Source organism: Phenylobacterium sp. LH3H17 (assembly GCF_024298925.1).
In the GTDB taxonomy this organism is placed as follows: Bacteria; Pseudomonadota; Alphaproteobacteria; order Caulobacterales; family Caulobacteraceae; genus Phenylobacterium.
In genome coordinates, this window is record NZ_CP101283.1 from 3,335,776 (window position 1) to 3,353,406 (window position 17,631).

Below are 17,631 nucleotides of genomic sequence, written 5' to 3' on the forward strand. Positions count from 1 at the left end.
ATACCCGTAGGGGGTCAACGCCCATTACGTCCCGGCAATGTTAAGGACGGCAACCTGTCGCATTCTGGTCACAGAATGTGCTCTGGGCCACAATGCGCGCACAAATTTACCCTTGCGGGGGTCTGACCGACGCCGGGCTGGGTGGCTTTGAGGCGACACACCAGTAACGGGCGCGGTGCTGGTCGACGATGTTGTCGACAAACCCGGTCACTTTCGGCGCCACTAAGTTCTTGTTCACGTAGAAGTAGATCGGCGCGATGGGAGCGTCGGCCAGCATCACCGCCTCGGCCTCCGCCAGGTGGCCGGCCCTGACCTTGGCGTCCGGCTCGGCGTCGGCCTTGGCCAGTAGCGCGTCGTAGACGGGGTTCTTGTAGTCGCCATAGTTCTGCGGACCGGTGGCCGACTGCTGCAGATAGAGGAAGCTCATGGCGTCGTTGTAGTCGGCGACCCAGGCGGCGTCGGCCACCTGGAAATCGCGGGCGCGATAGGCGGCGTAGGCGATCTGGACTTCGTTCTGCACCAGGCTCGCATCGACGCCGATCGCCTTCCAGTCGGCCTGGACCGCGGGGAGGTAGAGCGAGGGGTCGGGTGTGTTGCGGTGCTTGACCTCCACCTTTAGCGGACGCTTGGGCCCGTAGCCCGCCTCCGCCAGCAGCCGCCGGGCCTCGGCCTGGCGCCGTTCCAGCGGCCAGGCGGCCCAGGCCGGCGCCTTGGCCTGTTCGTAGCCGGCCACGCCCGGCGGCACGAAGGTGTAGGCCGCGGTCTGTCCCCCCCGGAACAGCTTGTTCACGATGAACTCACGGTCGATGGCCATGGTCAGGGCCAGCCGGACGCGCCTGTCCTTGAACGCCGGTTCCGAGGCGCTGAAGGCCAGATAGGTCACTCCGAGATAGGTGTGGGTCCGGACATAGTCTGGCGCCTTCTCGCGCAGGAACGCGATGCGGTTCGACTGCATGTCGGCGTTCATGTCGAGCTCGCCGCGCAGCACGCGGCGTTCGGCCATGGTCGAGTCGGACGTCGGATAGAAGCGGATCAGGTCCACGCAGACCTTGTCGGCCTCGTAGAAGCGCGGGTTCTTCTCCAGCTGGACGTAGTCGCCCAGCTTCCAGGCGGTGACCACATAGGGCCCGTTTGAGACGTAGTTCTCCGGCTTGATCCAGGCGTCGCCCAGCTTCTCGACCACATGCCGGGGCACCGGGAACATGGTGTAGTGCTTGGCGAGCTGCGGCAGGTAGGGCGCCGGGTGCGCCAGCACGATCTCAAGCACCTTGGGCGAGACCGCGCGCACGCCAAGGGCTTCCGGCGGCGCCTTGCCCTCGTTCACCGGCTGGGCGTTCTTGATGAGATAGAGCAGCGAAGCATATTCCGACGCGGTCTTCGGATCGAGGATGCGGCGCAGGGAGAAGACGAAGTCGTCGGCCGTGACCGGCACGCCGTCCGACCAGGTCGCGTCGCGCAGATAGAAGGTCCAGGTCAGGCCGTCAGAACTGGTCTCCCAGCGCTCGGCCATGGCGGGCACGGCGTTTCCGCTGGGGTCGGCGTCGGTGAGACCGACGATCAGGCTGGAGATGATCCGCTCTTCCCAGGTGCCGGTGGACTTGTGCGGGTCCAGGGTCGCCGGCTCGGAGACGTTTCCGGCCTCTATGCACACCGCCCCCTGCGGACAGGGCGGCCTGGAAGGCCCCTTGGGGGAGCAGGCGGCCAACGAAATGGCCGCCAAACCCGCCAAGAGCAGCTTGCCCAGCGCCGGGAGCGCCCTATCAATGCGGAACATCGAACTCATGGGTCACGGATGACATATTTTTCCACACGTACAAAGCTGGCCGCCCTGGGTCTGGTGCTGTTGGGCCTGGCCGCGACGCCGCTTTCCGCGCAGCCCAAGCCCGAGGGCCGCGCCGCTCAGTTCCAGAGCCTGCTGGACTGCAAGGCCAAGGCTGACGGCGCCGAGCGCCTGGCCTGCTACGACGCCGCGGTGGGGGCGCTGGCCGGCGCCGAGCAGAAGGGCGACATCGTGGTGGTCGACCGCGAACAGGCCAAGTCGGTCCGCCGCCAGGCCTTCGGCTTCAACATGCCCAGCCTGGCCATGTTCGAGCGGACCGAGAAGCCGGAGGAGGTCGATAGCTTGGCCAGCGTGGCCGATCGCGCCTATCGCGGTGGCGACGGCAAGTGGATCTTCGAGCTGGAAGGCGGCGCCGTCTGGGCCCAGACCGACAACGAAACCCTCGGCCGCCAGCCGGACAAGGGCTCCAAGGTCGAGATCCGCAAGGCGGCCATGGGCTCCTACTTCCTCAAGTCCGACGGCCAACGCGCCGTGCGCGCCCGCCGCGTGAAGTAGGGCCAGGCTTCACCCGCCGCCGAGCTATCGCCTCCTCTCCCCCGGAAGACGGGTGGAGAGGAGGATCGGAAGCCGCTCTCCAGTTACAGCAGGTCGCCGCCCGCGGCCGAGGCCGTGGTGCCGTGCTGCTGGTAGGCCTTGATCACGTTGCGGCCGACCGTCCACTTGTGGACCTCGTCCGGCCCGTCGACCAGGCGTTGCGAGCGGATGTGGGTGTACCAGGAGGCCAGGGGCGTATCCTGGCTGTAGCCCAGCGCACCATGCAGCTGGATCGCGGTGTCGACCACCTTGTGGACCATGTGAGCCAGGAAGACCTTGGCGATGGAGTTCTCCTGACGGAGGTCCATCCCCTTCTCGGCCTTGTAGGCGATGTGCAGCAGCATCAGCCGGGCCATGTAGAGCTCACTGGCGCACTCGGCCAACATGAACTGGACGCCCTGCCGCTCGTGCAGCGGCTTGCCGAAGGTCTCGCGCTTGGTGACGTGGGCCGCGGCCATGTCGAGCGCCCGCTGGGCCATGGCCACATTGTGCATGCCGTGCCGCAAGCGTCCGTAGGCCAGGCGGTGCTGGCCCATGTCGAAGCCGCGCCCCTCCCCGCCCAGCAGGTTCTCGGCCGGGATGACCAGGTCCTTGATCTCGATCTCGGAGTGGCCGCCCCCCATGATGTGGCCGAGCTCGCTCTCCACGGCCATGGTCTTGATGTCGCGCTTGATCTTGTAGCCGGGGTTCGGCAGCTCGACGATGAAGGTCGAGAACTGCTGGTGGCGCGGCGCGTCGGGATCGGTGCGGGCCATGACCACGGCCAGGTCGGCGGCGCTGGCGGCCGAGGAGAACCACTTCTCGCCGTTGAGGATGTAGTTCTCGTTGCCGTCCTTGACCGCGGTGGTGCGCATGCCCGTGGCGTCGGCGCCGGCGGCCTTCTCGGTCATCGAGTAGCAGACGCGCTTGTCGCCGGCCAAGAGCGGCTTGAGGAACTTCTCCTTCTGGTGCTCGGTGCCGTGCGCCAGCAGGGTCAGCATGGTGGCGTCGTCCGGGCCCTGGCTGTTCATCGACAGCGCGCCCAGATGGCTGCGTCCCAACTCCATCTGCACCAGGGCGTTGGCCAGCGGGCCCAGGCCCATGCCGCCGTATTCCTTGGGGATGAAGGGAAGCCACAGGCCCTGCGCGCGGGCCTTGGTGCGCAGTTCGGCCAGGACGGTCTTGTAGGACTCCTTGTCCTTCAGCTTCTTCTCGGCGGGGATGCATTCATCCTCCACCCATTGGCGGACCTTGAGGCGGATCGCCTTGGCGTCTTCGGGAATGTCGAAATCGATAGCCATTCGGTGTCCTCCGCTGTGTGCTTCTTGTTGGCTCACAGCCTCGATCCTTTCCGGAGGGAGAGGCAAGTCGATTCGAACATTTGTTCGAAATTACGGTCCGCTCAGCGGTCCTTCGGATCGATAGCGTCGCGCAGGCCGTCGCCGATGAAGTTGAAGCTCATGAGGGTGAGCACCATGGTCAGGGACGGGAAGATCAGCAGCCAGGGCGCCAGCTCCATGTCCTGAGCCCCGCCGGCGATCAGGGTGCCCAGCGAGGCCATCGGCGGCTGCACGCCCAGACCCAGAAACGACAGGAAGCTCTCGGCCAGGATCACCGCCGGGATGGTCAGGGTCACGTAGACCACCACCGGCCCCAGCAGGTTGGGCACGATGTGCTTGGCGATGATCGCCCCTTGGGTCAGGCCGGCGGCGCGGGCGGCCTCGACGAACTCCTTGTGCTTCAGGCCCAGCGTCTGGCCGCGCACGATGCGGCTCATGGTCAGCCATTCCACCGCGCCGATGGCCACGAAGATCAGGATGATGTTGGAGCCGAAGGTCACCATCAACAGGATGACGAAGAAGATGAAGGGCAGCGAATAGAGGATGTCGACGACCCGCATCATCAGCTCGTCGAGAGGTCCTCCGACGAAGCCTGCCACCGCGCCCCAGATGATCCCGATCACCAGGGAAACCATGGTCGCCACCAGGCCGATGGCGAGGGAGACCCGCAACCCCATGAGCAACCGGGCCAGGAGGTCGCGGCCGAGCGAGTCCGCGCCCAGCAGATGACCCGCGGTGAGCGGCGGGGCCCAGACGTCGTTCTTGTTGATCTGGTCGTAGCTGAACGGGACGAAGGCCGGGCCGATAACCGCGATCAGCACCAGCAGCAGCAGGACGATGATGCCGGTGACCGCCGCACCGTTTCGCAGCAGGCGGCGTCCGGCGTCGTCCCACAGGCTGCGGCCCTTGACCGCCTTCTCCATCAGCGCTGCGCCGGCCCGCGAGCCGGGCGCCAGGACCGGACCGCTCATGACAGCCGCACCCGCGGATCCAGCAGGGCGTAGAGCAGGTCGGCGATCAGGTTCAGCACCAGGATGAGCGCGGCGTAGAAGATCACCATGCCCATCACCACCGTGTAGTCGCGCTGCAGGGCGGAGATGACGAAGAACTTCCCCAGGCCCGGCAGGTTGAAAATCTTCTCCACCACCAGCGATCCGGTCAGCAGGCCCGCGCAGGCCGGGCCCAGATAGCTCACCAGGGGCAGGATCGCCGCGCGCAGGGCGTGCTTCAGCACGATGCGATGCTCCGGCAGGCCCTTGGCGCGCGCGGTTCTGACATAGTTGGAACGCAGCACCTCGATCATCCCCGCGCGGGTCAGGCGCGAGATGATGGCGATCTGCGGCAGGGCCAGGACCGTGATCGGCAGGATCAGATTGGCCAGCGCCCCGTCGTTCCAGCCTCCGGAGGGCAGGATCTGCAGCTTGGACCCGAACAGCAGCACCAGCAGCGGCGCGGTGACGAAGGACGGGATGCAGACGCCGACGATGGCGATGGCCATGACGCCGTAGTCGATGGTCCCGTTCTGCCGCAGGGCCGCCAGCACCCCCAGGGTGACGCCCAAGATCCCGGCGATGACGATGGCGGAGAGGCCGAGCGTCAGGCTGACCTTGTAGTTCTCCTGGAGGATCTGCAGGACGGTCTTGTCCTTGTACTTCAGCGAGGGGCCAAAATCGCCGCGAGCCACATCCTTGATATAGTTGAAGTATTGTTCGGAAAGCGGCTTATCCATGCCGTACTTGGCCATGACGTTGCGCTCGATCTCGGGCGACAGCTTGCGATCCATGTCGAAGGGGCTGCCCGGCGCGGCGCGCATCATGAAGAAGGCCACGGTGACGACGAGGAACAGCGTCGGGATGGCCACGAGCAGGCGGCGGCCTATGAAACGCAACATCTGGCAGAGGCTCGAGGTGAGGCCTTTCGACGGCCGGGCGTTGCGAAACTTCCACCGGGCCCCGATGATGTCAACGAAGGGCCCCTAATTCGAAGCTTGGCAGTGCAAATGACCGAATTCCGACGCGTCACCGACAACCTTTCCGTCAGCCCCCAGATCGCGCTCGACGATCTGGCCAGGGCCAAGTCCGAGGGGTTCAAGCTGGTGATCAACAACCGGCCCGACGGGGAAGACCCGTCGCAGCCGACCAGCGCCGAGGTCGAGGCCGCGGCGCGGGCGCTCGGCCTGGATTATGCGCACATCCCGGTGCGGGGCGGGCCGACCCCGGATCAGGTGGAGGCCAATCGTCTCGCCGTGGAGCAGGCCGACGGGCCGGTGCTGGCCTTCTGCCGCTCGGGGACCCGCTCGATCGTCACCTGGTCGCTGGGCGAGTTCCAGGCCGACGCCCGGACCCGTGACGAGTTGGTCGAACTGGGCGCCCAGGCGGGCTACGACCTCGCGGGGGCCTTCCCGCGCTAGCGCGGCAGCTCAATGCGGGCGGCGACCGGCTCGGGCTGGTGGCCGGCCACGGCCAGCACCATCTGCGCCGCAAGGATACACAACAGGGCGAAGGCCGCGCGCTGAAGCCGTTTTGAAACAAAGATCGCCGCATCAGCCGCCATCGCGCCCTCGCTGGACTGCTTACCAGGGGTGTCGAGGCAAGACCGGCGCCGGAGCTGACCGATGATTCCCTATGTGCGCGACATCACCTTCGACTACGGCGCCTGCGACCAGGTCTCGCCGCTGATCCGCCGGGTGGTGGCCAACAATCCCGGCCCCTTCACCTTCCTCGGCACCGGAACCTATATCGTGGGCCAGGGCGAGGTTGCGGTGATCGACCCGGGTCCCGACCTGCCCGCGCATCTCGACGCGATCCTGGCGGCGCTGCAGCCCGGCGAGACGGTCAGCCATATCCTGGTCACCCATCACCACTCCGACCACTCGCCGCTCGCCAGGCCTCTGCAGGAGAAGACCGGCGCGCCGATCTACGGCTGCGCGGTAGGCGTCCAGGCCGAGGAATCGACCATCAAGACCGAGGCTGGGGCCGACTACGGCTTTTCCCCCGACATCAGCCTGTGCGGCGGCGGCGCGGTGCTGAAGGGTCCCAACTGGACCCTGGAGGCCATCGCCACGCCGGGCCACACCTCCAACCACATCTGCTTCGCCCTGCACGAGGAGAACGCGCTGTTCTCCGGCGACCACATCATGGGCTGGTCGACCACCGTGATCACCCCGCCCGACGGCGACATGACCGACTACATGGAGAGCCTTGACCTGGTGAGGGCGCGCGGCTTTGCGACCCTGTGGCCGACCCATGGCCCGCCGGTCACCGAGGTGACGCCCTTCGTCGACGCCTATATCGCCCACCGCCGGGCGCGCGAGGCCCAGGTGCTGGCCGCTGTGGCCGAGGGACACGGGCGGATCAAGGACATGGTGCCGGTGCTCTACGCCGCGGTCGACAAGCGACTGTGGCCGGCGGCCGCGCGTTCGGTCCTGGGCCACATGATCGATCTGGTCCGCCGGGGCCTTGTGACCGCCGACGGCGAGGCCGGCCTCGACAGCGACTACCGGCTCGCGGACTGAACCACCGGCGCCTGGCCGCCGGCCGAGCGGGCCACCACATAGGCCCCCAACGTCGCGGCGCTGATCGACAGCACGATGAGGCCGCGCAGCCAGAAGCGGTTGAAGCCGGCCGCCAGCGCCACGGCAAGGCCAGCGACCCCGGTGGCGACGCTGATCAGCGCCACCTGCGGCGCCAGGTCCAACGCCAGCCGCACGAATGCCGCCCGGTCCAGCAGGTTGAGTTGCACCCCCAGGAACGCGACCCCGACCATGGCGGCCGGGGTGATCGCCACGATGGCCGCCAGCTTCAGATAGAGATCGGCGAACCGGGCGCGGCCCGGCGACACCTTTCGGCCGGCGGGCGGCGCGGCGGTGAACATCGACGGGGTGATCACGCCCTCGGCCGGCGGTAGGTCGGCCTCGGGGCCGGCGCTCGTCGCCGGCTCAGCGGGAAAAGGGACCTGGGCGTCCGCCGGGGCCTCCTCGGCCTTGGTTTCCGACGTGGCGGGGAAGGCCGCCACCACGGGTTCCGGCCTGGGTTCGATCCGCTGGGCGGCGTTCGGGGTCCAGTCCAGGCTCTCGGCTTCCAGGTTCGGCGCGGTCGGCGGCCCCGGCTCCGGGGCGTAAATCTTCGGCTCGGCCGGCGCGGCCAGGGCCACGGCGGGCGCGCTCGCGGCGGCGGCGGTCGGCAGGACATAGTCCTTCATCCGGTCGCGGATCAGCTTCTTGTCGATCTTGCCGGTGGCGCCCAGCGGGATGTCGTTGACGAAGACCACGTCGTCGGGCGTCCACCACTTGGCGATCTTGCCCTCCAGGTAGTCGAGGAATTCCTGCCTGGTGGCGGTCTCCCCCGCGTTCAGCTTGACCAGCAGCAGGGGTCGCTCGTCCCACTTGGGATGGGCCACGCCGATCACCGCGGCCAGCTCGGCCTTCGGATGGCCCGCGGCGATGTTCTCGATCTCGATGGACGAGATCCACTCTCCGCCCGACTTGATCACGTCCTTGGCCCGGTCGGTGATCTGCATGAAGCCATGCTCGTCGAGGGTCGCCACGTCGCCGGTGTCGAAATAACCGTCGGCGTCGAGGATCTTGCCGCCCTCGCCCTTGAAGTACTCGCCGACCACGAAGGGGCCCGCGACCTTGAGCCGCCCGAAGGTGTGACCGTCGTGCGGCAGGTCCTTCTCCGCGTCGTCGACCAGCTTGAGCTGGATACCCAGCGGCGCCCGGCCCTGTTTCAATTTGAACTGCAACTGCTGCTCGGGATCCATCGCGCCGATGGCGGCGTTGGGCGTCGCCTGGGTGCCCAACGGCGAGGTCTCGGTCATGCCCCAGGCGTGGGTGACATCGACGCCATATTCGTCGCGGAAGCCGCGGACGATGGCCTCGGGCACCGCCGAACCGCCGATCACGACGCGCTTCAGGGTGGTGATCTGGCCCTTGGTGGCCCGCAGGTGGGTCAGCAGCATCTGCCAGACCGTCGGCACGGCCGCCGAGTAGGTGACCCCCTCGGTCTCCAGCAGTTCGTGCACAGAGGCGCCGTCCAGCTTGCCGCCAGGCATGACCAGCTTGGCGCCGACGGCCGGCGCCGAGAAGGCCAGGCCCCAGGCGTTGGCGTGGAACATCGGCACAACCGGCAGCACGGTGTCGGTGGCCCGGATGCCCAGGACGTCGGACCCCATGGTCACCAGGGTGTGCAGGAAGTTCGAGCGGTGCGAATAGAGCACGCCCTTGGGATTGCCGGTGGTCCCGGACGTGTAGCAAAGCCCCGCGGCGGTGTTCTCGTCGAACCCGCCCCAGGCGCAGTCGGCCGAGGCCTGCTCGACCAGGGTCTCGAAACAGAGCGCGCCCGGGAAATCCTTGGGCATGTGGTCGGGATCGGTCAGCACCACGATGTGCTGCACCGTCGGCATCTTGGAACGGTTCTCCAGCAGCGTCGGCAGGAAGGTAAGGTCGGTGAAGATGAGCTTATCTTCGGCGTGGTTGACGATGTAGCAGAGCTGTTCGGCGAACAGGCGCGGGTTGAGGGTGTGGCAGACCGCCCCGATCCCCATGATCCCGTACCAGGCCTCGATGTGGCGTCCGGTGTTCCAGGCCAGCGTCGCGACCCGGTCGCCGGGCTGGACGCCAAGCGCCAGCAAGGCGTTGGACACCCGCTGGGCGCGGGCGTGGATCTGCGCATAGGTGGTGCGGACGATCGGCCCCTCGACCGAGCGGCTGACGACCTCCCGGCCGCCGTGCCAGGCCTTGGCGTGGTCGATGATCTTGTCGACCGTCAGCGGCCAGTCCTGCATCAACCCTTGCATATAGTCTCCTCCCAGCCCCGGCCCTTCTGGACTCGGCATTAAGCTAGTTTCCACAGGCGCTTTCCGCAATGCGGCGCCCGTTTGAGGCGAGGAACCGCCTATCTCGGGGCGCCCGCCCGCCGAGATCAGCGCGGCGGCCCAGCCTTGCGCGCGGTAACCACCGCCCGCTCCAGGGCCCGGTCGTCGAGTCCGCCTTTCACCAGGAACGGTCCGACCAGATAACCCGGCGTCCCCTGAAGGCCCAGCGACCACGCCTGCGCCGCATGGGCCTCCAGCCGGGCCTCGATCGCCGCGGCATGGGCGGCCTGCTCCGCCTCCAGCCTCGGCCAGTCGACGCCGGCCTCGACGGCGATGGCGCGAATCCGGTCGGCGTCGAGCTTGGCGCGGCTCGCCATCAGGCCGCGGTGGACGGCCGCGTAACGGCCCTGGCGGTCCGCGGCGAGCGCGACGCGGGCGGCCTGGGTCGAGGCCTCGCCCAGGATGGGCCAATCCTTGTAGACCACCCGCACCCGCCCATCCCGCGCGGCCAGCCGCTCCAGCGCCGCGTCGGTCTGCTTGCAGACCGGGCACTGGTAGTCGGTGAACACCACGACCACCACGTCCGCGCTGGCCAGGCCGAGGCTGGGCGCCCCGTCGTCCTTCAGCACGGCGGCGACCACGGGGGTGAGTTCCAGCTTGCGCCAGGGCGGCGGCCGCGACTGGAACCACCAGGTCGCCAGCAGTCCCAGCCCCACCGCGACGGCGAGCGTCAGGCGGGGCCGACGGGCGGCCAGCGAGGCGCGGGGTTCGGCGTTCGGCATGGGTCGGGGGTCGCCCGGAATCCGGCCAAGCGCAAGCCCGGCGATTGACTTGCTCCCCGCCTCCGTATCGAAACGGCGCGAGTTCGGAGAGACGAGACCTTGGAATCCTTCGACGTCGTGGTGGTCGGGGCCGGCGCGGCGGGCATGATGTGCGCCATCGAGGCGGGCCGGCGCGGACGCAGGGTGCTGGTGATCGACCATGCGGCGGCGGCGGGCGAGAAGATCCGCATCTCCGGCGGCGGGCGCTGCAACTTCACCAATATCAACGCCGGGCCCGCCAACTTCCTGTCGGCCAACCCGCACTTCGCCATCTCGGCCCTGCGACGCTACACCTCCAAAGACTTCGTCGGCTGGGTGGAGCGGTCCGGCATCGCCTATCACGAGAAGACCCTGGGCCAGTTGTTCTGCGACGGCTCGGCCAGGGAGATCATCGCCATGCTGCTGGACGCCATGCGCGAGGCGGGCGTGACGCTGCGGCTGCGAACCGCGGTGGCCAGGGTCGACAGGACCGATGACGGCTTTCACCTCACCCTCACCGACGGCCGTACGATCGCCTGCGCGGCCCTGGTGGTCGCCAGCGGCGGCAAGTCGATCCCCAAGATGGGCGCCACCGGATGGGGCTACGAGATCGCCCAGCAGTTCGGCCTGCGGATCGTCGAGACCCGGACCGCCCTCGTGCCCCTGACCTTCGAGGTCGGCATGCTCGAACGGCTGAAACCCCTGGCCGGGGTGGCTGTCGACGCCGTGGTCGCCCATGGCAAGACCCAGTTCGCCGAGGCCATGCTGTTCACGCACCGAGGGCTGAGCGGTCCGGCCATCCTGCAAATCTCGTCCTTCTGGCGCGAGGGCGAGGAGATCCTCATCGACATGGCGCCGGGGATCGACATCGCCCAGACCCTGAAGGCCGCTCGCTCGGCGCGGGGCAAGCAGGCCGTGGTGACGGTCCTGTCCGAGCACCTGCCGCGCCGCCTGGCCCAGATGATCGCCGAGGAGGCCGGGGCCACCGGCAATGTCGGCGACCTGTCCGACAAGGCGATCGCGCGGCTCGACGCGGCGGTGAACGCCTGGCGGGTCAAGCCGGTCGGCTCGGAAGGCTATCGCACCGCCGAAGTCACCCTGGGCGGCGTGGACACCCGCGACCTGGACTCCAAGACCATGGCGGCTCGCGAGGTCCCCGGCCTCTATTTCATCGGCGAGGTGGTGGACGTCACCGGCTGGCTCGGCGGCTACAATTTCCAATGGGCGTGGTCGTCGGGGTGGGTGGCCGGCCAGGCGGCGTAGTGTCGTCCCCCAGGAGCGGAAGCAGCTAGGAAAGGCGCTTCAAGACCCCCTTCGCCGCCGCCACGCCGGTGGAAAAACAGGCCTGCAGCAGGTAGCCGCCGGTAGGGGCTTCCCAGTCCAGCATCTCTCCCGCCACGAACACGCCCGGTCGGTCGCGCAGCATCAGGCTCTCGTCCAGCGACGGGAACGCCACCCCGCCGGCGGTGGAGATGGCGCGTTCGATCGGCTGCACGCCGGTGAGCCGGATCGGAACCGACTTGATGCGGCGGGCGAGGCTCGCGGGCTCCTTCGGCACGTGGCCGGCCTCCCGCAGCAGGCCGATCTCCGCGGGGTTTAGCCCCGCCTTGCGCAGGACATTGGTCACGGTCTGGCCGGGACCGGCGGCCGCCAGCCTGGTCCCCAGGCGCTGGGCGGGCAAGGCCGGCCGCAGATCGATCTCAAGGGTCACCGGGCCGGCCACCGCGATGGCGTCCCGCAGGGCCCCCGACAGGGCATAGACCGCGCCGCCCTCGATTCCGGCCGCGGTCAGCATCACCTCGCCCCGCACCGTGCGGCCGCCGAAGCTGAGCGCCAGGGCCTTGAGCGGCGTCCCGGCGAAGGCTTCGCGGAACACCTCGCTCCAGGCGACCTGGAAGCCGCAGTTGGCAGGTTGGAGCGGCGCGATCTCTGTCCCGGTCAGCAGCGACGTCCAGCCGCCGTCCGAGCCGAGCTTGGGCCAGCTCGCCCCGCCCAGCGCCAGGATGGTCGCCTTCGGGTGGGCGGTCTCGCCGCTCTTGAAGGTCAGATCGCCCTCCGCGTTCCAGCCCGTCCACTCCTGGCGCAGGCGGAACTCGACCCCTCGCTCCGCCAAGCGCGCCAGCCAGGCCCGCAACAGGGGGGAGGCCTTGAGCGCCTTGGGAAACACCCGGCCGCTGGAGCCGATGAAGGTCTCCTGGCCCAGGCCCTCGGCCCAGACGATCAGGTCGATGGGGGAAAACGCCTCAAGCCAGGGCCTCACGGTCTCCGCCCGCGATCCGAAGCGCCCGATAAAGGCGTCCAGATCCTCCGAGTGGGTGAGGTTCAGCCCGCCGCGCCCCGCCATCAGGAACTTGCGCCCCAGGCTGGGCATGCGGTCGTAGACCGTGACGGAGCGCCCCGCGCCGCTGAGCACCTCGGCCGCCATCAGGCCCGCGGGTCCACCGCCAATGATCGCGACGTCAATCATAGGTTCGCATAGGTCGCCGACCATGCCTCCGCTGCGTCCTGGGCCGGGCCGGAGGCGTCGACCCGCACCCAGCCGATCTCGCCGACATCGCGGTCGAGCTGCATCTGCAGGGTCGCGACGGTGGCGTCCGAGGCGTCCCCGTCCCGGCCCTCGATGCGGGCGGCCAGCGCCTCCGGCGAAGCCTCCAGCCAGATTCCGTGGAAGGGAACGCCGGCGAGGATGGCGGTCTCCTCGACCTGGGCGCGGCGATCCGGCCCGATGAAGGTGGCGTCGACCACCACGGCGCGGCCGGCCGCCAGCAGGCGCCGCGCCTCGGCGAACAGGGTGTCGTAGACCTCGGCGTAGAAGGCCGGCGAGTAGACGCTGGCCGGCATGCGTGCGTCCGGCGCCACCTTCAGCAGCCGCTTGCGGATCTCATCGGTGCGCAGCACCACGGCGCCGGGCGAGGCGCCCAGGCCGGGGGCGATCAGCCGGGCGAAGGTCGACTTGCCCGAGCCCGAAAGCCCGCCCACCGCCGTCAGCTTGGGCGGCGGCGGCGACAGGTGAGCGAGCGCCGCGTCAAGATAGGCGATGGCTGCGGCGTCATCGCCGCTGTGGGCCTGGACGTGGGCCCGCACCCCGGCCCGCACCGCCAGCATGAGCGGCAGGGTCGCCAGGCCGTCCAGGATCTCCGGGCCGAAATGGCGTCCCGCCTCGTCCAGATAGGCCGACAGCACCCGCACCGCGGCGTCGCGCCGGCGGCGGAAATCCAGGTCCATCAGCAGGAAGGCCAGGTCGTACTGGATGTCGATGTCCGACAGCACGTCGTTGAACTCAATGCAGTCGAAGAGGACCGGCTGGCCGTCCTCCAGCAGGATGTTTCCCAGGTGCAGGTCGGCGTGGCAGTGCCGGGCCAGGCCCGCCGTGCGCCGGGCGTCCAGCAGGGCCTCGCGGCGGAAATATTCGGCGTCGGTCGCCGCGACCACCGCCTCGACCCGGGCCTCGCCCAGGCGGCCGGTCATCTCCCGCAGCAGCTTGGCGTTGGAGTCGATGGTGTATTTCAGCGCCTTTCCGCCCCCGCCCTGCGGTCGGACAGTAGCAGCCGCATGGGCCACGGCCACCACCCGGCCCAGGGAATCGGCCAACGGTCCGGTCACCGCCCAGGGCTGGGCCGACAACACCGCGTTCTCGTCGAAGCGGCGCATCTCCAGCACGTGCTCGACCACCGTGCCCGGCCCGTCCAGCTCCAGGCCGCCGCTCGGGGCGCGGGTCACCTTGCGCACGGCGCGGTAGATGTCGGACGAGGCGGCGCGGTTGAACCGCAGCTCGCGCTCCAGCGCCCAGAGCCGCAGCTCCAGGCTGGAATAGTCGAGATAGCCGAGATCGACGCGGCGCTTGACCTTGTAGGCGGTCTCCCCGGCCAGGAAGACCCGGGCGCAGGCGGTCTCGATGCCCTTTTCGGACGCCTTGCCGAACCAGGCGGCGACCTCGGCCTCTTCCAGGTCGTTCACGGGTAGAGCCGTTCGGTGGTCCAGCCCTGACCCGACCGCACGAAGACCAGCCGCTCATGCAGGCGGAACGGCCGGTCGCGCCAGAACTCGATTCTGTCGGGCCGCACGCGCCAGCCCGACCAGTGCGGCGGACGGGTCACCTTGCCCAGGCCGAACTTCAGGCCGATCTCGGCGATCCTCTTCTCCAGGGCCAGGCGGTCGGGCAGGACCCGTGACTGGTCCGAGGCCCAGGCGCCGATCTGGGCGGACCGGGCGCGGGTGGCGAAATAGGCGTCGGCCTCTTCCGGTGTCACCGGCGAGATGGTCCCGCGCACCCGCACCTGGCGGCGCAGGGACTTCCAGTGGAACAGCAGGGCGGCCTTGGGATTGGCGGCGAGCTGACGTCCCTTGGCGCTGCCCAGGTTGGAATAGAAGACGAAGCCGTCGGGGCCGGCGTCCTTCAGCAGCACCATGCGCGCGTCGGGCATTCCGGACTCATCGACGGTGGCCAGCGCCATACCGTTGGCGTCGCTGGGCTCCTTGGCCACGGCCTCTTTCATCCATTCGGCGAAGAGGGCGAACGGGTCCTGGGCGGTCAGCAGCGGCGGCGGCTCGGCGTTCGTCACCTGACGAACGTAGTCGTCCTCACTGGGGGAGGCGGGAATGTCAGCCTTGCTCATGGCCCGCCTATAGCGCGCGGCCGCCGTCACGTCAGCGCTTAACGCCGCATTGACGCGGGCCGGGCGAGACTCCGGGGGATGGCCGGAACCAAATCGTCAGTCATGAGCGGCAAGCGCGCCCGCGAGGTGCTGGGTGTCGCAACCCACGCGACCCCCGCCGAACTGCGCCGCGCCTTCCGCGAGGCCGCCAAGCTGGCCCACCCCGACCGCAGGGGCGGCGACGCCGCCCGCTTCCGCGAGGTCGTGGAAGCTTATCACCTGCTGCACGAGGCCAAGCCCTCCGACCGCATCCTCCAGCCGCCCGCCACCATGGCGCGGCCGGCCCGCCCCGCCGAGGGCAGGATCCTGCCTGTTCCGCCCCTGCTGGCCATGACCGGGGGACCGATGGAGCACGCCATGACCGACGGCCGGCGGATCATGCTCACCCTGCCGCCCGGCCTGCGGGCCGGTGACAAGGTCCGGGCCGGCGAGGCCGAGTTCGAGGTCGCCCTGCGTGGCGACGGTCAGATGTTGGTGCGGGGCGACGATCTTTGGATCACCGTGCCGCTCGATCCGCGCCTCCTGGCCGAGGGCGGCCGTATCGCGCTGGAGACGCCCCTTGGCCGTCGCGTGGTCTGGGTGACCAAGAAGGCCGGCGAGCGTGGTCTCGTGCGACTGGTCGGCCAGGGCCTGCCCGCCCGCGGCCGACATCGCCAGGGCCATCTGTTCCTGCGTCTGACCGTCGCGGCCGGCGAGGCCAACTCCGCCGCCCGCACCCTGCGCCGACGCTTCGCCGCGGCCTGGGCGGCCTAGCGCTTCCCTCCTCCTGGTTCTAAAAGCGCGGCCATGTCGCACAACAGCTTCGGCCACCTGTTCAGAGTCACCACCTGGGGCGAAAGCCACGGGCCGGCCCTTGGCTGCGTGGTCGACGGCTGCCCTCCCGGCGTCCCACTGACCGCCGAAGAGGTCCAGGTCTGGATGGACCAGCGCCGGCCGGGCCAGGGCAAGTTCGTCACCCAGCGCCAGGAGCCGGACGCGGTGAAGATCCTCTCCGGCGTCTTCCAGGACGAGAAGACCAAGGTGCAGGTCACCACCGGCACGCCGATCTCGATGCTCATCGAAAATGTCGACCAGCGCAGCCGCGACTATGGCGAGATCGCCACCCAGTTCCGGCCGGGCCATGCCGACTACACCTATTTCGCCAAGTACGGCGTGCGCGACTATCGCGGCGGCGGCCGGGCCTCGGCGCGCGAGACCGCCGCCCGGGTGGCCGCCGGCGCCGTGGCCCGCAATATCCTGCAGGGCGTCGCTATCCGCGGCGCAGTGGTCCAGATCGGGCCGCACGCGGTGGATCGGTCGCGCTTCGACTGGGACCAGCGCACCGAGAACCCCTTCTGGTGTCCGGACGCCGAGATGGTTCCAGTCTGGGAAGAGCATCTCGAGAAGGTCCGCAAGGCCGGCTCGTCGACCGGCGCCATCGTCGAGGTGGAGGCGAGCGGCGTGCCCGCCGGCTGGGGCGCTCCAGTCTATGGCAAGCTGGACGCCGAGCTTGCCGCGGCCCTGATGTCGATCAACGCCTCAAAGGGTGTCGAGATCGGCGCGGGTTTCGCCTCGGCCGCCTTCTCCGGCGAGGAGAACGCCGACGAGATGCGGATGGGCAACGATGGCCCTATGTTCCTGTCCAACAGCGCCGGCGGTATCCTCGGCGGCATCTCCTCCGGCCAGCCGGTGGTCGCCCGCGTCGCCTTCAAGCCCACATCCTCGATCCTCAGCCTGCGCCGCTCGATCGATGAGAACGCAGTGGAGATCGACCTGCGCACCAAGGGCCGCCACGACCCCTGCGTGGGCCTGCGCGCCGTGCCGGTGGTCGAGGCGATGACGGCCTGCGTACTGGCCGACGCCTTCCTGCGGCACCGGGCCCAGACCGGCGGCGGAGCCTTTTCGCCCGGCCAAGACGGACGCGCCTGAGAGCAAACTCGGGCGGTTCTAACGCCCTTAAGTCGACTAGTCGACCGCGACGCAAGTTTAGATTGCGCCGGACTCGAAGAACGATGTTTTCCCTATTGACCGTGCTTCTGCGTCAAAGGTAATGACCCCGCCAGCGAGCGTCCGACATTTGATTCTCCGCAACCCTTGCGAGTTGAATCAGGCCGGAGATCAAGGATAGTCGGGCCCAAGTGCGCTTCGAGCTGCTGAAGATACTCGTCGTTGAAGACAACCGGCACATGCGTGTCTTGCTGGCCGAGATTCTGCGCGCCATCGGAATCAACCAAATCTATGAGGCCTGCGACGGAGCCGAAGGGCTGCAGATGATGCGCAACCACCCGGTCGACATCGTCCTGACCGACCTGGCCATGGAGCCGCTGGACGGTATCGATTTCGTCCGCCTGCTGCGCAACGCGGCCGACAGCCCCAATCAACTCGTCCCCGTCATCATGATCACCGGCCACTTCACCCTGGCGCGCATCCGCGAGGCGCGTGACGCGGGGGTGAACGAATTCCTGGCGAAGCCGATCACCGCGCGAGGGGTGATCGAACGTGTCCACCAGATCATCGACCACTCGCGGCCCTTCGTGCGCACCGACGACTATTTCGGGCCCGACCGGCGCCGGCGGAACGATCCGCGCTACGATGGGCCGCTACGGCGTGTCGCCGATGGCCCGCAGGCGCGCCTGGTGCAGATCTAAGCCGCGTCACCTTTTGGCGACGATTGGCGGCTAGGCAGGCGC

The 17,631-nt window shown here is 68.8% G+C and carries 17 protein-coding genes; 7 read left to right on the forward strand and 10 right to left on the reverse strand.

The window, feature by feature from the left end; all coding sequences use genetic code 11:
- Nucleotides 1-106: 106 nt before the first annotated feature.
- On the reverse strand, nucleotides 107-1,651 hold the full coding sequence (locus M9M90_RS16365) for a peptide ABC transporter substrate-binding protein (protein WP_254834305.1): 1,545 nt from the start codon (nucleotides 1,649-1,651) through the stop codon (nucleotides 107-109).
- Nucleotides 1,652-1,792: 141 nt separating this feature from the next.
- On the opposite strand from M9M90_RS16365, the gene M9M90_RS16370 reads away from it, so the two are divergent.
- A complete protein-coding gene (locus M9M90_RS16370) occupies nucleotides 1,793-2,335 on the forward strand; it encodes a hypothetical protein (protein WP_254834306.1) in 543 nt (180 codons plus the stop codon).
- Between the two features lie 83 nt (nucleotides 2,336-2,418).
- On the opposite strand, the gene M9M90_RS16375 is transcribed toward M9M90_RS16370, so the two are convergent.
- The 3 genes from M9M90_RS16375 to oppB all read right to left on the reverse strand — a co-directional run bounded on the left by M9M90_RS16375 (nucleotide 2,419) and on the right by oppB (nucleotide 5,584).
- Complete coding sequence (locus M9M90_RS16375) at nucleotides 2,419-3,654, reverse strand: acyl-CoA dehydrogenase family protein (protein WP_254834307.1); 1,236 nt, start codon at nucleotides 3,652-3,654, stop codon at nucleotides 2,419-2,421.
- A gap of 101 nt (nucleotides 3,655-3,755) precedes the next feature.
- Nucleotides 3,756-4,664 carry an ABC transporter permease gene (locus M9M90_RS16380; RefSeq protein WP_254834308.1) on the reverse strand — a complete coding sequence of 303 codons (909 nt, stop codon included), beginning with the start codon at nucleotides 4,662-4,664 and terminating at the stop codon, nucleotides 3,756-3,758.
- Entirely contained in the window at nucleotides 4,661-5,584 is a 924-nt protein-coding gene (gene oppB / locus M9M90_RS16385; protein ID WP_254834309.1) for an oligopeptide ABC transporter permease OppB, read from the reverse strand. Before oppB ends, M9M90_RS16380 begins: the two co-directional genes overlap by 4 nt.
- 108 nt (nucleotides 5,585-5,692) lie before the next feature.
- Here oppB and M9M90_RS16390 point away from each other — a divergent pair, with 108 nt between their 5' ends.
- Nucleotides 5,693-6,103: a TIGR01244 family sulfur transferase gene (locus tag M9M90_RS16390; RefSeq protein ID WP_254834310.1), complete on the forward strand. Its 411-nt coding sequence runs from the start codon at nucleotides 5,693-5,695 to the stop codon at nucleotides 6,101-6,103.
- On the opposite strand, the gene M9M90_RS16395 is transcribed toward M9M90_RS16390, so the two are convergent.
- Nucleotides 6,100-6,246 carry a hypothetical protein gene (locus M9M90_RS16395; RefSeq protein ID WP_254834311.1) on the reverse strand — a complete coding sequence of 49 codons (147 nt, stop codon included), beginning with the start codon at nucleotides 6,244-6,246 and terminating at the stop codon, nucleotides 6,100-6,102. The genes M9M90_RS16390 and M9M90_RS16395 overlap by 4 nt on opposite strands.
- Nucleotides 6,247-6,307: 61 nt before the next feature.
- Between M9M90_RS16395 and M9M90_RS16400 the strand changes: the two genes are divergently transcribed.
- On the forward strand, nucleotides 6,308-7,207 hold the full coding sequence (locus M9M90_RS16400) for an MBL fold metallo-hydrolase (protein WP_254834312.1): 900 nt from the start codon (nucleotides 6,308-6,310) through the stop codon (nucleotides 7,205-7,207).
- Here the strand turns inward: M9M90_RS16400 and M9M90_RS16405 are convergent.
- Together M9M90_RS16405 and M9M90_RS16410 are read right to left on the reverse strand one after the other, a co-directional pair.
- Nucleotides 7,189-9,489 carry a long-chain-fatty-acid--CoA ligase gene (locus M9M90_RS16405; protein WP_254834313.1) on the reverse strand — a complete coding sequence of 767 codons (2,301 nt, stop codon included), beginning with the start codon at nucleotides 9,487-9,489 and terminating at the stop codon, nucleotides 7,189-7,191. The two genes, M9M90_RS16400 and M9M90_RS16405, sit on opposite strands and share 19 nt — an antisense overlap.
- 125 nt (nucleotides 9,490-9,614) lie before the next feature.
- Nucleotides 9,615-10,289 (reverse strand): DsbA family protein, encoded by a 675-nt coding sequence (locus tag M9M90_RS16410; protein ID WP_254834314.1) that lies wholly within the window; start codon nucleotides 10,287-10,289, stop codon nucleotides 9,615-9,617.
- 99 nt (nucleotides 10,290-10,388) lie between these two features.
- On the opposite strand from M9M90_RS16410, the gene M9M90_RS16415 reads away from it, so the two are divergent.
- Complete coding sequence (locus M9M90_RS16415) at nucleotides 10,389-11,570, forward strand: NAD(P)/FAD-dependent oxidoreductase (protein WP_254834315.1); 1,182 nt, start codon at nucleotides 10,389-10,391, stop codon at nucleotides 11,568-11,570.
- 25 nt (nucleotides 11,571-11,595) lie between these two features.
- Here M9M90_RS16415 and M9M90_RS16420 read toward each other — a convergent pair whose 3' ends face one another.
- Genes M9M90_RS16420 through pdxH form a run of 3 tightly spaced genes read right to left on the reverse strand, consistent with a single transcriptional unit; the run spans nucleotide 11,596 to nucleotide 14,923 of the window.
- Complete coding sequence (locus tag M9M90_RS16420) at nucleotides 11,596-12,774, reverse strand: TIGR03862 family flavoprotein (RefSeq protein WP_254834316.1); 1,179 nt, start codon at nucleotides 12,772-12,774, stop codon at nucleotides 11,596-11,598.
- On the reverse strand, nucleotides 12,771-14,264 hold the full coding sequence (locus M9M90_RS16425; RefSeq protein WP_254834317.1) for a bifunctional aminoglycoside phosphotransferase/ATP-binding protein: 1,494 nt from the start codon (nucleotides 14,262-14,264) through the stop codon (nucleotides 12,771-12,773). The genes M9M90_RS16420 and M9M90_RS16425 overlap by 4 nt, the downstream gene beginning before the upstream one ends.
- Nucleotides 14,261-14,923: a pyridoxamine 5'-phosphate oxidase gene (pdxH, locus tag M9M90_RS16430; protein WP_254834318.1), complete on the reverse strand. Its 663-nt coding sequence runs from the start codon at nucleotides 14,921-14,923 to the stop codon at nucleotides 14,261-14,263. Before pdxH ends, M9M90_RS16425 begins: the two co-directional genes overlap by 4 nt.
- A gap of 78 nt (nucleotides 14,924-15,001) precedes the next feature.
- Between pdxH and M9M90_RS16435 the strand changes: the two genes are divergently transcribed.
- From M9M90_RS16435 to M9M90_RS16445, 3 genes are all read left to right on the forward strand, one after another.
- Complete coding sequence (locus M9M90_RS16435) at nucleotides 15,002-15,715, forward strand: DnaJ domain-containing protein (protein WP_254834319.1); 714 nt, start codon at nucleotides 15,002-15,004, stop codon at nucleotides 15,713-15,715.
- A 33-nt stretch (nucleotides 15,716-15,748) separates the two neighbouring features.
- Complete coding sequence (aroC, locus tag M9M90_RS16440) at nucleotides 15,749-16,870, forward strand: chorismate synthase (RefSeq protein ID WP_254834320.1); 1,122 nt, start codon at nucleotides 15,749-15,751, stop codon at nucleotides 16,868-16,870.
- Between the two features lie 209 nt (nucleotides 16,871-17,079).
- Nucleotides 17,080-17,589 carry a response regulator gene (locus M9M90_RS16445; RefSeq protein ID WP_254834321.1) on the forward strand — a complete coding sequence of 170 codons (510 nt, stop codon included), beginning with the start codon at nucleotides 17,080-17,082 and terminating at the stop codon, nucleotides 17,587-17,589.
- The last annotated feature ends 42 nt before the right edge of the window (nucleotides 17,590-17,631 follow it).

Excerpts from the sequence above, each read along its gene's own strand:
- aroC (WP_254834320.1), top strand. The coding sequence starts at position 15,749 with ATGTCGCACAACAGCTTCGGCCACCTGTTCAGAGTCACCACCTGGGGC.
- M9M90_RS16380 (WP_254834308.1), bottom strand. The coding sequence starts at position 4,664 with ATGAGCGGTCCGGTCCTGGCGCCCGGCTCGCGGGCCGGCGCAGCGCTG.
- M9M90_RS16400 (WP_254834312.1), top strand. The coding sequence starts at position 6,308 with ATGATTCCCTATGTGCGCGACATCACCTTCGACTACGGCGCCTGCGAC.
- M9M90_RS16420 (WP_254834316.1), bottom strand. The coding sequence starts at position 12,774 with ATGATTGACGTCGCGATCATTGGCGGTGGACCCGCGGGCCTGATGGCG.
- M9M90_RS16395 (WP_254834311.1), bottom strand. The coding sequence starts at position 6,246 with ATGGCGGCTGATGCGGCGATCTTTGTTTCAAAACGGCTTCAGCGCGCG.
- oppB (WP_254834309.1), bottom strand. The coding sequence starts at position 5,584 with ATGTTGCGTTTCATAGGCCGCCGCCTGCTCGTGGCCATCCCGACGCTG.
- M9M90_RS16370 (WP_254834306.1), top strand. The coding sequence starts at position 1,793 with ATGACATATTTTTCCACACGTACAAAGCTGGCCGCCCTGGGTCTGGTG.
- pdxH (WP_254834318.1), bottom strand. The coding sequence starts at position 14,923 with ATGAGCAAGGCTGACATTCCCGCCTCCCCCAGTGAGGACGACTACGTT.
- M9M90_RS16390 (WP_254834310.1), top strand. The coding sequence starts at position 5,693 with ATGACCGAATTCCGACGCGTCACCGACAACCTTTCCGTCAGCCCCCAG.
- M9M90_RS16435 (WP_254834319.1), top strand. The coding sequence starts at position 15,002 with ATGGCCGGAACCAAATCGTCAGTCATGAGCGGCAAGCGCGCCCGCGAG.
- M9M90_RS16410 (WP_254834314.1), bottom strand. The coding sequence starts at position 10,289 with ATGCCGAACGCCGAACCCCGCGCCTCGCTGGCCGCCCGTCGGCCCCGC.
- M9M90_RS16375 (WP_254834307.1), bottom strand. The coding sequence starts at position 3,654 with ATGGCTATCGATTTCGACATTCCCGAAGACGCCAAGGCGATCCGCCTC.
- M9M90_RS16405 (WP_254834313.1), bottom strand. The coding sequence starts at position 9,489 with ATGCAAGGGTTGATGCAGGACTGGCCGCTGACGGTCGACAAGATCATC.